We start from the raw sequence: 15,616 nt of genomic DNA, 5'->3' as shown, positions 1-15,616 counted from the left end.
CTTCAGCCGATCCCGGGGATGAGAGAGATGAGTACGTCGATGAGCTTGATGCCGATGAAGGGTGCGACCAGACCGCCGAGACCGTAGATCCCGAGGTTCCGCCGCAGCATCTTGTCGGCGCTGACCGGCCGGTACTGCACGCCCTTGAGCGCCAGTGGCACCAGCGCGATGATGATCAGGGCGTTGAAGATGACCGCGGACAGGATCGCGGAGTCCGGCGAGGACAGGTTCATGATGTTGAGCTTGTCCAGGCCCGGATACACGGCCGCAAACAGCGCCGGGATGATCGCAAAGTACTTCGCGACGTCGTTGGCGATGGAGAACGTGGTCAACGCGCCCCGGGTGATGAGGAGTTGCTTGCCGATCTCGACGATCTCGATGAGCTTGGTCGGGTTGGAGTCGAGGTCGACCATGTTGCCGGCCTCCTTGGCGGCCGACGTGCCGGTGTTCATCGCGACGCCGACGTCCGCCTGGGCCAGCGCCGGGGCGTCGTTGGTGCCGTCGCCGGTCATCGCGACCAGCTTGCCGCCGGCCTGTTCCCGCTTGATGAGCGCCATCTTGTCCTCGGGGGTGGCCTCCGCGAGGAAGTCGTCGACGCCCGCCTCCTCGGCGATGGCCTTGGCGGTCAGCGGGTTGTCGCCGGTGATCATGATCGTCTTGATGCCCATGCGGCGCAGCTCCTCGAACCGCTCGCGCATGCCGTTCTTGACGACGTCCTTGAGGTGGATCACGCCGAGGATCCGGGCGCCGCGGTCGTCCTCGATCGCTACGAGCAGCGGTGTGCCGCCGGCCTCGGAGATCTTGTTGGAGATCGTGTCGGCGTCGTCGGCGACCGCGCCGCCCTGCTCCTTGACCCAGGTGATGACGGAACCCGAAGCGCCCTTGCGGATCTTCCTGCCGTCGACGTCCACGCCGGACATCCGGGTCTGGGCGGTGAACTCGATCCAGTGGGCGTGGGCAAGCTCGCCCTGGTGGCGCTCCCGCAGCCCGTACTTCTCCTTCGCCAGGACGACGACGGAGCGGCCCTCGGGTGTCTCGTCGGCCAGCGAGGACAGCTGGGCGGCGTCGGCGACCTCGGCCTCGGTGGTGCCGCGCACCGGCACGAACTCGGCGGCCTGACGGTTGCCGAGGGTGATGGTGCCGGTCTTGTCGAGCAGCAGCGTGGAGACGTCACCGGCGGCCTCGACCGCGCGGCCGGACATCGCCAGGACGTTGCGCTGGACCAGGCGGTCCATGCCGGCGATGCCGATCGCGGACAGCAGCGCGCCGATGGTGGTCGGGATGAGGCAGACCAGCAGTGCGATCAGCACGACCATGGTCAGCTCGGTGCCCGCGTAGTCGGCGAACGGCGGCAGGGTGGCCACCGCGAGGAGGAAGACGATCGTCAACGAGGCGAGCAGGATGTTCAGCGCGATCTCGTTGGGGGTCTTCTGCCGGGCGGCACCCTCGACCAGGTTGATCATCCGGTCGATGAAGGTCTCACCGGGCTTCGTCGTGATCTTGATGACGATGCGGTCGGACAGGACCTTCGTCCCGCCGGTGACCGCGCAGCGGTCGCCGCCGGACTCGCGGATGACCGGGGCCGACTCACCGGTGATCGCCGACTCGTCTACGGAGGCGACACCCTCGACAACATCGCCGTCACCCGGGATGACATCGCCGGCCTCGCAGACGACCAGGTCGCCGACCTTCAGCTCGGTACCGGCGACCACGGTCCCGTCGACCTTGCGGGCCACGGTGTCGGTCTTGGCCTTGCGCAGGGTGTCGGCCTGCGCCTTGCCACGGCCCTCGGCGACGGCCTCCGCCAGGTTGGCGAAGATCACGGTCAGCCACAGCCAGGCGCTGATCGTCCAGCCGAACCAGTCGCCCGGGTCCTTGAAGGAGAAGAGCGTCGTCAGCACGGAGCCGACGAGGACCACGAACATCACGGGAGACTTAATCATCACCCGCGGGTCCAGCTTGCGGAAGGCGTCCGGCAGCGACTTGACCAGCTGCTTGGCGTCGAACAGCCCGCCGCCGACCCGCCCGTCGGGCTTGTGCCCGGTGGGCGCGTCCTGGTGGGGCGCAAGGGTGGGAGTGGACATGGAGTCCTGCTTCTTTACGTCGGTGGTCATGCCGCCAGCCCCTCGGCGAGCGGGCCCAGCGCAAGGGCCGGGAAGTAGGTCAGACCGGTGATGATCAGGATCGCGCCCACCAGAAGGCCGGTGAACAGCGGCTTCTCGGTGCGCAGGGTGCCCGCGGTGGCCGGGACCGGCTTCTGCCCGGCGAGCGAACCGGCCAGCGCCAGCACGAACACCATCGGCAGGAAGCGGCCGAGGAGCATGCACAGGCCGAGCGTGCTGTTGAACCACTGCGTGTCCGCGTTCAGACCGGCGAACGCCGAACCGTTGTTGTTCGAGGCGGACGTGTAGGCGTAGAGGATCTCGGAGAAACCGTGCGCCCCGCTGTTGGTCATCGAGTTCGCCGGCGTCGGCAGGGCCATCGCGAAGGCGGTGAAGACGAGCACCAGCGCCGGGGTGATGAGGATGTAGCAGGCCGCCAGTTTGATCTCGCGGGTGCCGATCTTCTTGCCCAGGTACTCGGGCGTACGGCCGACCATCAGACCGGCGATGAACACCGCGATGATCGCCATGATCAGCATGCCGTAGAGACCGGAGCCGACTCCGCCGGGCGCGATCTCGCCCAGCATCATGCCGAGCATGGTGATGCCGCCGCCGAGGCCGGTGAAGGAGGAGTGGAAGGAGTCCACGGCGCCCGTCGAGGTGAGCGTCGTCGAGGTCGCGAAGATCGCGGACGAGCCGACGCCGAAGCGGACCTCCTTGCCCTCCATCGCGCCGTTCGCCAGCTCGAAGGCCGGGCCGTGGTGCGCGAACTCGGTCCACATCATCAGGGCGACGAAGCCGACCCAGATGGAGGCCATCGTGGCGAGGATCGCGTACCCCTGCCGGACCGAGCCGACCATGACGCCGAAGGTGCGGGTCAGCGAGAACGGGATCACCAGAATCAGGAAGATCTCGAACAGGTTGGAGAAGGGCGTCGGATTCTCGAAGGGATGCGAGGAATTGGCGTTGAAGTAGCCGCCGCCGTTGGTGCCCAGCTCCTTGATGGCCTCCTGCGAGGCGACCGCGCCGCCGTTCCACTCCTGCGTGCCGCCCATGAACTGGCCGACCTCGTGGATCCCGGAGAAGTTCTGGATCGCACCGCAGGCGACCAGCACGACGGCGGCGACGGCGGCCAGCGGGACCAGGATGCGCACGGTGCCGCGGACCAGGTCGGCCCAGAAGTTGCCCAGCTCACCGGTGCGGGAGCGGGCGAAGCCGCGGACCAGCGCCACCGCGACCGCGATGCCCACGGCGGCGGAGACGAAGTTCTGCACGGCCAGACCGGCGGTCTGCACGACATGGCCCATGGCCTGCTCGCCGTAGTACGACTGCCAGTTGGTGTTGGTCACGAACGACACGGCGGTGTTGAACGCCTGGTCCGGATCGATCGCGGCGAAGCCCAGCGAGCCGGGCAGCACGCCCTGGAGCCGCTGAAGGCCGTAGAGGAACAGGACACCGACCGCGGAGAAGGCGAGCACGCCGCGCAGGTACGCGGGCCAGCGCATCTGTGTGTCGGGGTTGGCTCCGATGCCCTTGTAGATCCACTTCTCGACGCGCCAGTGCTGGTCGGAGGAGTAGACCTTGGCCATGTAGTTGCCAAGGGGGACGTAGGCGAGCGCCAGTGCCGCTGTCAGGGCGAGCAGCTGGAGGACGCCGGCGAGTACGGGACCCATATCGGCTCTCAGAACCTCTCCGGGAAAACAAGGGCGAGGACGAGATAGCCCAGCAGGGCGACGGCGACGACGAGGCCGACGATGTTCTCGACGGTCACAGCTTCGCCACCCCCTTGGCGACAAGGACCACGACCGCGAAGACCGCGACCGTGATGACGACGAAGGCCAGATCGGCCATCGTGAGCTCCTGGAGTTGAGGTTCGGTTGGACAACGACGGTTAGAGGAAACCGCTTCTCTGTCCGGAAACGACCGCCGTTGACGGGTCCCTTACGGGGCGCTGCGCGGCTTTGACGGGTCTCTTACGGCTCCCATGACGCCGGTCTCAGCGCAGCCGGAACCGCAGCCGGCAGATGACGGCGTCCGTCTCCCGCCGCACGGCGTGCGCGACGACGGCTCCGCGCTGGTTCTGCAGCAGCCGCTGCCACAGCCGCTCCGGCTCGGTCTCCGGGATCAGCACCGTGACCCGCGTGGCCGGCTCCGCCGCCGTGACCTCACGGACGTAGGCGGCGACGGGGCGACCCAGCGAGCGGCGTTCGCAGGTCAGCCGGACCAGCGGCACCCCCGGGTCCCACTCGGCCCAGGCCTGCTCCAGCGCGTGCAGCGCGGCCCGGTCCTCGGCGTCCGGGTGGCAGACGGTGACCGCGCGCACCTCGTCACCGAGGGAGGCGGCGGCGGTCAACGCCTCGGAGGTCAGCCGGGACAGCGAGGAGACGGGCACGATCACGACCGAGCGGTCGCGGTGCGGGGCCTCAGGTATCCGACCGAGACCGAGCCGCTCGCCGATCCGGCTGTAGGCGCGGTGCACGGTTTCGAAGGCGAGCACCAGCAGGGGCAGGGCGATGACGATCAGCCAGGCGCCCTCCTCGAACTTGGTCGCGGTGACGACGACCGCCGAGACGCCGGTGAGCAGGCCGCCGAAGCCGTTGAGCAGCGCCTTGCCGGGGATGCCGGCCTGACGCCAGTGCCGGACCATGCCCACCTGGGCGATGGTGAAGCCGACGAAGACGCCGATGGCGAACAGCGGCACCAGCGTGTTGGTGTCACCGCCGGAGAAGACCAGCAGCCCGGCGGAGACGACGGCCAGCGCGAGCACGCCGTGCCGGTGGACCTGACGGTCGGCCTTCAGGGCGAAGACGTGCGGCAGGTAGTTGTCGCGGGCGAGCAGCTTCAGCAGCACCGGGAGCCCGCCGAAGGAGGTGTTCGCCGACAGGGCCAGCAGGATCATCGTCGCGCACTGGATGACGTAGAAGGCCCAGTTGTGGCCGAGGGAGGCGTCCGCGAGCTGGGCGAGGACGGTGACGCCCTCGACCGGCTGGAGATGGAAGCGGGAGATCAGCACCGACAGGCCGATCAGCATCACGCCGAGCACGGCACCGAGGGCGACCTCCGCGTGCTGCGCACGCCGGACGCGCGGGACGCGGAAGGACGGGACGGCGTTGGCAATGGCCTCGACTCCGGTGAGGGCGCTGCATCCGGAGGCGAACGCCTTGAGCAGCAGCAGGGCGCCGACCGTGGTGGCGTTGTCGGCGAGCACCGAGGCGTGCCCCTCGGCGGTTGCGGTGCTGACGGGCCCGGACCGGAACAGACCGACGACGATCAGCACGAGGACCGACCCGACGAACACGACGGTCGGCACGATGAAGACCCTGGCCGACTCGACGATCCCGCGCAGGTTGACGCCGGTGATCAGCACGAGGACGGCCAGGCACAGCCACAGCCGCTCGTCGTAGAGCCCGGGGAAGGCCGAGGTCAGGGCGGCCACACCGGCCGTGACGGCGACGGCGACATTGAGGACGTAGTCCAGGACGAGCGAGGCGGCGGCCACCAGACCGGTCCGGGCGCCCAGGTGCCGCCTGGCGACGGCATACGAGCCCCCGCCGTCCGGGAAGGCCGCGATGACCTGCCGGTACGAGGCCACCAGCACCGCCAGCAGAGCCGCGATCGCCAGCGTGACAGGAAGGGTGAACCCCAGGCCGTGGGCGCCGGCCGCGGCGAGGACGAGGACGATCGCCTCGGGGCCGTAAGCCACCGAAGCCATCGCGTCCAGGGACAGGGCGGCGAGACCTGTGACGGCGGTGAGCCGGTGGCGTTCGCCGGTATCCGGCGGCTCCTCGTCGGCAGGGGTGGCGCCGGGCTCGACGGTCAGGACGGACATGGACGGGTGCCCCCTCGTACGGTGTCGATGACGCACCCAGGTTCTGTCCGGACCGCGGGGCCGCCGAGCGCCCCTTGCGGGTTCTTCGCGCCGATCCGGGCGGCTTTGACGGAACGTTGACAACGGGTCTTCCGACGGCCGCGCTTCAGGGGCGTCAAGAACGGGCAACGGCCCGTCAGAGTCGCGTCAAGGTGCGTCGGCCTCGCGTGAGCGGTCTCTAGCGTCGGCCCCATGGGACACCGCGACCACGCGCCGGACGGCATCTTCAGCACCCCTGTACGGCAGGAGGACACGGTGGTCCACGACCGCCAGTGGGGGCCCGAAGTGCGCAGCTCGGTCGGCCACTCGGCCGCGCTCCTCACCCTGCTGCTGATCGTCGACCACGGGGCCGGCACCCTCACGCCGGAGCGCGGGACGCTGTGGGTCACGCTCGCCGCGCTGCTCTTCGTCGTGCTGTGCCCGGCCCGGGTGAGCGCGGGCGCCGGCTGGCTGGAGACACGCCGGCTGCTGCGCACCCGCCGTGTACGCACCGATCTGCTGGTCTCCGTGCGCTGTCTCGACGGCGTGGCCCGACGGCTCGTACTGCGGGACGCCCTCGGCGGCCGACTGGAGCTCGACCCCCGGATCCTCGTCGACAACCCCGACCTGTGGCACCGCCTCGACGAGGACGCCCAACGGTCCCTGGCCACCGGATCCCTGCTCTGCGGGGCGACCGCACTGCGCCAGGTGGCGCGACGCATCGAGTGCGAGACCGCCGAGACGGTCTTCAAGGTCTCGGGACTGGAGTAGCCCGCACGCGAGCGGGGGTGGCGATCAGCCCACCGCCCCCAGAGGTCCGGCTCGTCTCGTCCTGGTCACCGAGCCGCTGGAAGGGCCCAGAGGCGCTCGCGTCCGGTGTACACCTTCTGCGACTTGGCAAGGGACGCCCACGCAAACCGTTCGTTGCGGCCACGGTCGAGCAGGATCAGCACTACGTCGTTCAGAGCCGGGCCGAGATCGACCGCACCGGAGGTGTCGAGATCGGCAAGCAACTCCTCATCACCCGGGGCGCGTTGACCACCTTCTCCATCACCAACGACGTCGCCAAGTACTTCGCGATCATCCCCGCGATGTTCGCCGGCACCCACCCGGGCCTGAAGTCGCTGAACAGCGTGGGCCTGCACAGCCCGACCTCGGCCATCACCTCGGCGATCATCTTCAACGCGCTGATCATCGTCGCGCTCATCCCGCTCGCCCTGCGCGGCGTCCGCTACACCCCCGCCTCCGCCCACGACCTGCTGCGCCGCAACCTGCTCGTCTACGGCCTCGGCGGCCTGGCCCTGCCCTTCATCGGCATCAAACTCATCGACGTCCTGATCTCCGGGGTGCCCGGCCTCGGCTGAGCCCCCACACAGCCCGTCAGGAACACGTATGCGCACGTCAGAGGCGTGTCAGGGAACCTCGGCCGAGCTTGTCCGGAACGTGCGGAACGGCTTCCATGGTGGCCGTGAACAGCGCCTGGCTCCTCTTCGACCGGCCGCCGAGTCCCGCTCGGCCGCTCCGTCGTGCGCCGCGCTGCCCGGAGACGACCGCGTCCCGTTGACGCTCGTCCCCGTGACCCGAGGGGCGCCGTGATTCGGTCCGGCGCCCCTCGTCCTTTCAACTCCGCACGTCCGCAGCCCCCTTGAAAGGGGCTGCGGCGCGTGCCCGTACCTCCGGATGGACCATGTCTGACTCCGACCTCTCCTCCCGTACCGTGCTCGTCACCGGTGCCGTCTCCGGCATCGGGTTCGAGACCGCCCGGCAACTCGCGCAGCGCGGTGCCACCGTGCTGGTGCACGGCCGCACCGCCGAGGACGCCCGTGCTGCGGCCGACGCCCTCGTCGCCACAGCCGGCGTCGACGCGAACCGGCTGTGTACGTTCGCCGCCGACTTCGCGCGCCTCGACGAGGTGGAGACCCTCGCCCACAAGGTCGTCGCCGAACACCCGCGCCTGGACGTCCTGGTGAACAACGCGGGCATGGCCGCGCCCGAGCGGCACACCGTCACCGCCGACGGCAACGAGATCGCCTTCCAGGTCAACTTCCTCGCCCACTACCTGCTGACCTGCCTGCTGGAGCCGGCGCTCACCAGCGACCCGGGCGGACGCGTCGTCAACGTGTCGTCGTCGCTGCACCGTACGGCCTCCATCGCCTGGTCCGACCCGAACCGCGCCCGCCGCTACTCACGCCTCGCCGCGTACGCCCAGTCCCAGCTGGCCCTGACCGTGTTCACGGCAGACCCGCGCGTCACCGCCGTCTCCGTGCACCCGGGCGTCTGCGACACCGCCCTGCTCCCGCTGTACGCCCACGAGGGCGTCACCGCCGCCGAGGGCGCGGCCCACGTGGTGCGGCTGTGCGACCCGGCCGTCGAGATCGTCAACGGCGCGTACTACGACCGCGGCGAGCGCGTCGACCCGGCCCCGGCCGCGACGGAGGACCGCACGGTCAAGCGCCTCAGCAAGCTGGCCGACCTGCTGGTCGGCCGCAGCGCCGCTTGAACTTCACAGCACGGAAAGGGACTTGAGAACGATGTCGAAGCGCGCCCGCAAGAAGAAGGCCCGCCGCAAGAAGAAGGCCAACCACGGCAGCAAGGCCGGCCAGCGCTAGGGCCTGTCCGGCAGGTCAGGCCGCAGGAGAAGCAGCGGCCTGTTCCGACGGACCGGCTTCGGCCCGAGCCGTCACCCAGGGCGGGCGCGAGAAGCCGTACTCGCTTCCTCGCGCCCGCCCTTTCCTGTCAACCGTCAGCGAGGTTCCCATGATTGAACTCTCCCCCGGCCGTCTTCCCGCCCTCACCCGCTGGTTCCCCGCGGCCACCCCCGGCCCCGCCGCCGTCGGCGAGCACGTCCTGGCCACCGGCGTCGGCCGCTGGTGGGCCGACCGGGCCGACCGGCCGCGGGCCGTCGCCGTGTCCTGCGCCGGCCATGTCGTCCTGCGCGGCGCCCCGGACGCGCTGACGCCGGAGGCGCTTGCGCCACTTGCGGGCAGCCGCATCGAGGCACCCGAGCGCTTCCTGCCCGCCCTCGGCGCCGCCTTCGACCGGCTCACCCCCTGGGAACGGATGATCTGGACCCTCCAGGCGGAGCCGCAACCCGCCACCGTCCCGCTCGGCGTGACCCTGCGCCGGCTGCAGCCGGCCGACACCGACGCCCTGGCGGACCTCGGCCCGGACGCCTCCTGGCTCTCCGCCAGCTGGGGCGGACCGCTGGGCCTCGCCTCCTCGGGCCACGGCTGGGCGGCCCTCAGCCGCAAGGGCCGGATTCTGGCCGTGGCCTGCACCTACTTCCGGGGCAGCCGGTACGAGGACGTGGCGGTCTTCACCGTGCCGGACCACCGCCGCCACCGCCTCGCGCTCGCCTGTGTCACCGCCCTGTGCCAGGACATCGCCGCCCGCGACCGCGTCCCCGGCTGGAACTGCTCCGTCCTCAACCGCGCGAGCCGCCTGCTCGCCTGGACCGCGGGCTTCCGCCTGGTCCGCGAGTACGTCCACTACGCGGTCGGCGGCCCGGCACACCGCACCCCGCTCAGCGCCGCCGGCGGGCCGACCGGACACCGCCGTACATGACGCTGGGTGTCCGCTCCGGCCGTACCGCCCAGCCGCACCCCCTACAGCCCAACGGCTGCGAAAGGGGTCCTGGAGTTCACTTCTTGACGTGCAGCCCACGGCGACAAGGTCGTTCTTAACGGAAGCTTGACGCCCACGAGCCCCTCCCGCGTGGGCCCAGGCGTAACTCTCCGCTTACGCTGATGTCGCCGTCCGCCCGATGGCCGGAACCGCACCCCGAGCCGCACATCAGGAGCCCGCCCATGTCCACCACGGAACACGCCCCGTCCAGCCGCATACGCGCCTGGATGCTGGAGGGCCTGTCCGACATGGGCAAGGGCCACGGCCCCCAGGGCCCGCACGCCGAACCGGAACCCGCCCACAAGGGCCAGCCCTGGTACCGGGTGATGTGCCTGACCGGCGTCGACTACTTCTCGACCCTCGGCTACCAGCCCGGCATCGCGGCCCTCGCGGCCGGCCTGCTCTCGCCGATCGCGACCATCGTGCTGGTGATCGTCACTCTGGCGGGCGCGCTGCCCGTCTACCGGCGCGTTGCCGAGGAGAGCCCGCACGGCGAGGGCTCGATCGCGATGCTGGAACGGCTGCTGTCCTTCTGGAAGGGCAAGCTGTTCGTCCTCACCCTGCTGGGCTTCGCGGCCACCGACTTCCTGATCACCATCACCCTGTCGGCGGCCGACGCCTCGACCCACCTCGTCGAGAACCCGCACCTGAACGAGGCCCTGCACGACCAGCAGATGCTGGTCACCCTGGTGCTCATCGCCCTGCTGGGCGCCGTCTTCCTCAAGGGCTTCCTGGAGGCGATCGGCGTCGCGGTGGCCCTGGTGGTGGTCTACCTCGGGCTCAACGCCGTCGTCGTGACCGTCGGTCTGTGGCACGTGGTCAGCGAGGGGCACGTGGTCACCGACTGGTCCAGCGCCCTGACCGCCGAGCACGGCAATGTCTTCGTGATGATCGGCATGGCCCTCATCGTGTTCCCGAAGCTGGCCCTCGGCATGTCCGGCTTCGAGACCGGCGTCGCGGTGATGCCCCACGTCAAGGGGGACCCGGGCGACACCGAGGAGCACCCCAAGGGCCGCATCCGGGACACCAAGAAGCTGCTCACCGCGGCCGCCCTGATCATGAGCGTCTTCCTGATCGCGACCAGCTTCATCACCACCCTCCTGATCCCCGAGGAGGACTTCGAGGAGGGCGGCCCGGCCAACGGACGCGCCCTGGCCTACCTGGCGCACGACTACCTCGGCGGCGCTTTCGGCACGGTCTACGACGTCTCGACCATCGCCATCCTGTGGTTCGCCGGCGCCTCCGCGATGGCCGGCCTGCTGAACCTGATGCCGCGCTACCTGCCCCGCTACGGCATGGCCCCGCAATGGGCGCGCGCGGTCCGCCCGATGGTCATCGTCTTCACCCTGGTCGGCTTCCTGGTGACCTGGATCTTCGACGCCGACGTCGACGCCCAGGGCGGCGCGTACGCCACCGGCGTCCTGGTCCTGATGTCCTCCGCGGCCATCGCCGTGACCATCGCCGCGCGGCGGGCGGCCCAGCGCAAGTGGACGATCATCTTCGCGACCATCTCGGCGGTCCTGCTCTACGTCACCGTCGTCAACGTCATCGAGCGCCCCGACGGCGTGAAGATCGGTGCCTGCTTCATCGCCGGCATCATCCTGATCTCTCTGCTCTCCCGCCTGCTGCGCGCCTTCGAGCTGCGCGTGACCAGCGTGACGCTCGACGACATGGCGGAACGATTCGTCCGAGACATGGCCAGCCGGAAGATCCGGTTCATCGCCAACGAGCCCGACAACCGCGACAAGGCCGAGTACCGCGACAAGATCGAGCAGATCCGGCACGACAACGACATGCCGGAGCAGGAGGACTTCGTCTTCGTCGAGGTCACGGTCGGCGACCCCTCCGAATTCGAGGCGGGGCTGACGGTACGCGGCGAGGTGCTGCACAACCGCTACCGCGTACTGACCCTGGAGTCCTCCTCGATCCCGAACGCGCTGGCAGCTCTCCTCCTCCACGTCCGCGACACGACGGGCCGCACCCCGCACATCTACTTCGAGTGGACCGAGGGCAATCCCTTCGCCAACTTCCTGCGCTTCTTCCTCTTCGGCCAGGGCGAGGTCGCCCCGGTCACCCGCGAGGTCCTGCGCGAGGCCGAACCGGACCGGGCTCGCCGCCCCCGCGTCCACACGGGCTGACACCTGTCCCCAGGGGCCGACGACCTATCGTGACCGGCATGCAGTCCTACACGATCGGCCAGGCCGCACGACTCCTCGGCGTCAGCCCGGACACCGCACGCCGCTGGGCGGACGCGGGCCGGGTGGCGACCCACCGCGACGACAGCGGACGGCGACTCATCGACGGGCGGGCCCTGGCCGCGTTCTCGGTGGAGCTCGCCAAGGCGGGGTCCGGCGACGAGGAGGCCCCGTACACCTCGGTCCGCAACGCCTTCCCCGGCATCGTGACCGCGATCAAGCTCGGTGATGTGGCGGCCCAGGTCGAGATCCAGGCCGGCCCGCACCGCCTCGTCTCCCTGCTGACCCGCGAGGCCGTGGAGGAACTGGGTCTGGAGGTCGGCATGGAGGCCACGGCGCGCGTGAAGTCGACAAACGTGCACATCGACAGGACCTGACAAGACTCAACCAGACGCCCCTCCACCTCCGCACGTACGAGCATCCAGTCGCCGTATGCCTTGCTCATGCGATGAGACAGGAGACTTTCCCCTCGCAGATGCGCCAGTATGATCGGCGCACCGGCGGAGTTCCCACGCACTCCGCCCCAGGGAGACAGAGGGAGCGCCACCGTGATGACCCGTTACGCCCGCCGGACCCGCCGGACCCTGCAGGCGACCGGCGCGGGAGCCGCCGTACTGCTCCTGCTGAGCGCCTGCTCCTCGACCTCCGACTCCGCCGACTCCGCCGACCCTTCGAAGCCCTCCGGCACGATCACCGTCTTCGCCGCCGCCTCCCTCCAGGAGAGCTTCACCGAGCTCGGCGCACGGTTCGAGAAGGAGCACCCGGGCACCAAGGTCACCTTCAGCTTCGGCGGCAGCGACACGCTCGCGGCGAACATCACCGGCGGCGCCCCGGCGGACGTGTTCGCCGCGGCGAGCCCCAAGACGATGGCGATCGTGACGGACGCGGAGGACGTGACCGGCACACCGGCCACCTTCGTCCGCAACGAGCTCCAGATCGCCACGCTGCCGGGCAACCCCGACAAGATCTCCTCCCTCAAGGACCTCACCAAGTCCGGGCTCAAGGTCGTCCTCTGCGACGAGACCGTCCCGTGCGGCGCCGCCGCGCAGACGGCACTGGAGGCGGCCGGCCTCAAGGTCACCCCGGTCTCCTACGAACAGGACGTCAAGGGCGCCCTGACCAAGGTCGAGCTGAAGGAGGCCGACGCCGCACTCGTCTACCGGACGGATGTGAAGGCAGCGGGCGACAAGGTGGAGGGCGTGGACTTCCCCGAGTCGGCCGAGGCCGTGAACGACTACCCGATCGCCCGGCTCAAGGACGCGCCCAATCCGACGGCGGCCGAGGCGTTCATCGAACTGGTGCGGTCGACCGAGGGCCAGAAGGTCCTGACCGAGGCCGGCTTCCTCAAGCCATGAGCCGCCCCACCGCACCCGCCGGACAGGCCCGCACGGTCCCGCTGCCGCTGCTGCTCCCCGCCCTCGCGGGACTGGCCTTCCTGCTCCTCCCCCTGGTCGCCCTGCTCGTACGCGCCCCCTGGCGCACCTTGCCGGAGCAGCTGACCAGCCCCGAGGTCTGGGAGGCCCTGCGCCTGTCACTGGTCTGCGCCACGGCGGCGACCGCCCTCAGCCTGCTGATCGGCGTCCCCCTGGCCTGGCTGCTGGCCCGCACGGACTTCCCCGGCCGAGGCTTCGTGCGCGCCCTGGTCACCCTGCCCCTGGTCCTGCCCCCCGTGGTCGGCGGCGTGGCCCTGCTCCTCGCCCTCGGCCGCAACGGAGTCGTGGGCCAGTGGCTGGACTCCTGGTTCGGCATCACGCTGCCGTTCACCACCGCGGGCGTGATCCTGGCGGAGACGTTCGTGGCGATGCCGTTCCTGGTCATCAGCGTGGAGGGCACCCTGCGCGCCGCCGACCCCCGCTACGAGGAGGCGGCCACCACCCTCGGCGCCTCCCGCTTCACCGCGTTCCGCCGGGTCACCCTCCCCCTCATCGCCCCCGGTATCGCGGCCGGCGCCGTCCTGGCCTGGGCCCGCGCCCTCGGCGAGTTCGGCGCGACGATCACCTTCGCCGGCAACTTCCCCGGCCGCACGCAGACCATGCCCCTCGCGGTCTACCTGGCCCTCCAAACCGACCCAGCAGCAGCCATCGCCCTGAGCCTGGTCCTCCTGGCCGTCTCCATCACAGTCCTGGCAGCCCTGAGAGACCGCTGGCTGACGGCACCATGACTCCAACCACCACCCAGCCTGCGGACATACGCGCCACTCACGCCGACACCTACCCGACCAGACTCCACCGGCCAACCACCCAGCCTGCGAACACGCCCACTACCCGCACCCACCCGAGCAGACGGTTCCGATGCAGCCGCCGACCCTGCGGGCATCCAAACCGCCCGGACCGACACCCACCCAACCAGACGGCACCGACGAAACCGCCGACCCCGCGGGCACACACACCACTGAGACAGCGCCCACCCAACCAGACAGCACCGACGAAACCGCCGACCCCGCGGGCACACACACCACTGAGACGGCGCCCACCCAACCAGACAGCGCCGACGAAACCGCCGACCCCGCGGGCACACACACCGCTGAGACGGCGCCCACCCAAGCAGACAGCACCGATGCGGGCGTCGTCTGCGGGCATGAGTGCCGCCTAGGGCGGCACGGGTGGGCGCAGGCGGCACCCCGCAAGCGCCGGGCCGCGCGACCCACCCCCGGCCGGCACCAACCCCGGCGCACCCCAAGCCACCCCCAACCCCCGCCGCCCCTGGACACGCCCACATGACGAACACCGACCGCCCCGCACAAGCCCAAACCACCCCCACCCCCACCCCCGCCAACACCCCCCAAGGCCTGGACACCCACCTCACCGTCCACCGCGGCAGCTTCAACCTGGACATCACCCTCACCGCCACCCCCGGCGAAGTCCTCGCCCTCCTAGGCCCCAACGGCGCCGGCAAAACCACCGCCCTACGCGCCCTCGCCGGCCTCGTCCCCCTCTCCCCCGGCAGCCACCTCCACCTGGACGGCACCCCCCTCGACCACACACCCCCGGAAAACCGGCCGGTCGGCGTCGTCTTCCAGGACTACCTCCTCTTCCCCCACCTCTCCGCCCTCGACAACGTCGCCTTCGGCCCCCGCTGCCACGGCACCCCCAAGGCAGAGGCCCGCGCCCAGGCCACCGCCTGGCTCACCCGCATGGGCCTCGCCGACCACACCACCACCAAGCCCCGCCACCTCTCCGGCGGCCAGGCCCAACGCGTGGCCCTGGCCCGCGCCCTTGCCACCCACCCCCGCCTGCTCCTCCTCGACGAGCCCCTCGCCGCCCTGGACGCCCGCACCCGCCTGGAGGTCCGCGCCCAACTCCGCCGCCACCTCGCGGAGTTCGAGGCGGTCGCCGTCCTCGTCACCCACGACCCCCTGGACGCCATGGTCCTGGCGGACCGCCTGGTCGTCATCGAGGACGGCAGAGTCGTCCAGGAGGGCACCCCCGCCGACATCGCCCGCCACCCCCGCACCGACTACATCGCCCAACTCGTCGGCCTGAACCTCTACAAGGGCCGAGCGGACGGCCACATCGTCCACCTCGACACGGGCCCCGCCATCACCACCACGGAGGACCTCTCCGGCCCGGTCTTCGTCGCGTTCCCACCCAGCGCCGTGACCCTGTTCCGCGACCGCCCCTCAGGCTCCAGCGCCCGCAACCTCTGGCACTGCGAGGTCGCCGGCCTGGAAACCCACGGCGACCAGATCCGCGCCGACCTCACCGGCGAACTCCCCCTCGCCGCCGACCTCACCACGGTCGCCGCGGCCGAACTCGACCTGCACCCCGGCGCCTCGGTCTGGGCCACGGTCAAGGCGACGCAGACACACGCATACCCGGCGTGACCCACTGGGCGGACTACGGTAAGGA

The 15,616-nt window shown here is 70.5% G+C and carries 12 protein-coding genes and 1 pseudogene; 9 read left to right on the top strand and 4 right to left on the bottom strand.

Translation table 11 applies throughout. The annotated features are described in order from the left end of the window. Positions 1 to 2 precede the first annotated feature (2 nt). From kdpB to AB0Q90_RS09755, 4 genes are all read right to left on the bottom strand, one after another. Positions 3 to 2,114: a potassium-transporting ATPase subunit KdpB gene (gene kdpB, locus AB0Q90_RS09770; protein WP_363162120.1), complete on the bottom strand. Its 2,112-nt coding sequence runs from the start codon at positions 2,112 to 2,114 to the stop codon at positions 3 to 5. Continuing rightward, positions 2,111 to 3,775, bottom strand: coding sequence for a potassium-transporting ATPase subunit KdpA (gene kdpA, locus AB0Q90_RS09765; RefSeq protein WP_363162119.1), 1,665 nt, complete (start codon positions 3,773 to 3,775; stop codon positions 2,111 to 2,113). The genes kdpB and kdpA overlap by 4 nt, the downstream gene beginning before the upstream one ends. Positions 3,776 to 3,783: 8 nt before the next feature. Beyond that, positions 3,784 to 3,873 (bottom strand): K(+)-transporting ATPase subunit F, encoded by a 90-nt coding sequence (gene kdpF / locus AB0Q90_RS09760; RefSeq protein WP_018543380.1) that lies wholly within the window; start codon positions 3,871 to 3,873, stop codon positions 3,784 to 3,786. Positions 3,874 to 4,098: 225 nt separating this feature from the next. Then, positions 4,099 to 5,931 carry an APC family permease gene (locus AB0Q90_RS09755; RefSeq protein WP_363162118.1) on the bottom strand — a complete coding sequence of 611 codons (1,833 nt, stop codon included), beginning with the start codon at positions 5,929 to 5,931 and terminating at the stop codon, positions 4,099 to 4,101. Between the two features lie 231 nt (positions 5,932 to 6,162). Between AB0Q90_RS09755 and AB0Q90_RS09750 the strand changes: the two genes are divergently transcribed. From AB0Q90_RS09750 to AB0Q90_RS09710, 9 genes and pseudogenes are all read left to right on the top strand, one after another. Next, the gene (locus AB0Q90_RS09750; protein WP_363162117.1) at positions 6,163 to 6,720 is read left to right on the top strand and encodes a hypothetical protein; all 558 of its coding nucleotides are present in this window, start codon (positions 6,163 to 6,165) and stop codon (positions 6,718 to 6,720) included. Positions 6,721 to 6,944: 224 nt separating this feature from the next. After that, positions 6,945 to 7,313 (top strand): annotated as a pseudogene (locus AB0Q90_RS09745) (potassium-transporting ATPase subunit B); the annotation flags it as partial. A gap of 323 nt (positions 7,314 to 7,636) precedes the next feature. Further along, complete coding sequence (locus tag AB0Q90_RS09740; protein WP_363162116.1) at positions 7,637 to 8,449, top strand: SDR family NAD(P)-dependent oxidoreductase; 813 nt, start codon at positions 7,637 to 7,639, stop codon at positions 8,447 to 8,449. Between the two features lie 257 nt (positions 8,450 to 8,706). Beyond that, positions 8,707 to 9,513 (top strand): GNAT family N-acetyltransferase, encoded by an 807-nt coding sequence (locus AB0Q90_RS09735; protein ID WP_363162115.1) that lies wholly within the window; start codon positions 8,707 to 8,709, stop codon positions 9,511 to 9,513. 242 nt (positions 9,514 to 9,755) lie between these two features. Further along, a complete protein-coding gene (locus AB0Q90_RS09730) occupies positions 9,756 to 11,711 on the top strand; it encodes an amino acid transporter (protein ID WP_363162114.1) in 1,956 nt (651 codons plus the stop codon). A gap of 29 nt (positions 11,712 to 11,740) precedes the next feature. After that, positions 11,741 to 12,145: a helix-turn-helix transcriptional regulator gene (locus tag AB0Q90_RS09725; RefSeq protein WP_363162113.1), complete on the top strand. Its 405-nt coding sequence runs from the start codon at positions 11,741 to 11,743 to the stop codon at positions 12,143 to 12,145. 174 nt (positions 12,146 to 12,319) lie between these two features. Then, positions 12,320 to 13,123, top strand: coding sequence for a molybdate ABC transporter substrate-binding protein (modA, locus tag AB0Q90_RS09720; protein ID WP_363162112.1), 804 nt, complete (start codon positions 12,320 to 12,322; stop codon positions 13,121 to 13,123). Beyond that, positions 13,120 to 13,929 (top strand): molybdate ABC transporter permease subunit, encoded by an 810-nt coding sequence (gene modB / locus AB0Q90_RS09715; RefSeq protein ID WP_363162111.1) that lies wholly within the window; start codon positions 13,120 to 13,122, stop codon positions 13,927 to 13,929. Before modA ends, modB begins: the two co-directional genes overlap by 4 nt. A gap of 555 nt (positions 13,930 to 14,484) precedes the next feature. After that, positions 14,485 to 15,591, top strand: a complete 1,107-nt coding sequence (locus AB0Q90_RS09710) for an ABC transporter ATP-binding protein (RefSeq protein WP_363162110.1) — start codon at positions 14,485 to 14,487, stop codon at positions 15,589 to 15,591. Positions 15,592 to 15,616: the final 25 nt, after the last annotated feature.

This window comes from Streptomyces sp. NPDC079141, from assembly GCF_040686775.1.
GTDB lineage: Bacteria > Actinomycetota > Actinomycetes > Streptomycetales > Streptomycetaceae > Streptomyces.
Note: the sequence above shows the minus strand (reverse complement) of the source record. Positions and strands in the feature narration are given on the sequence as shown.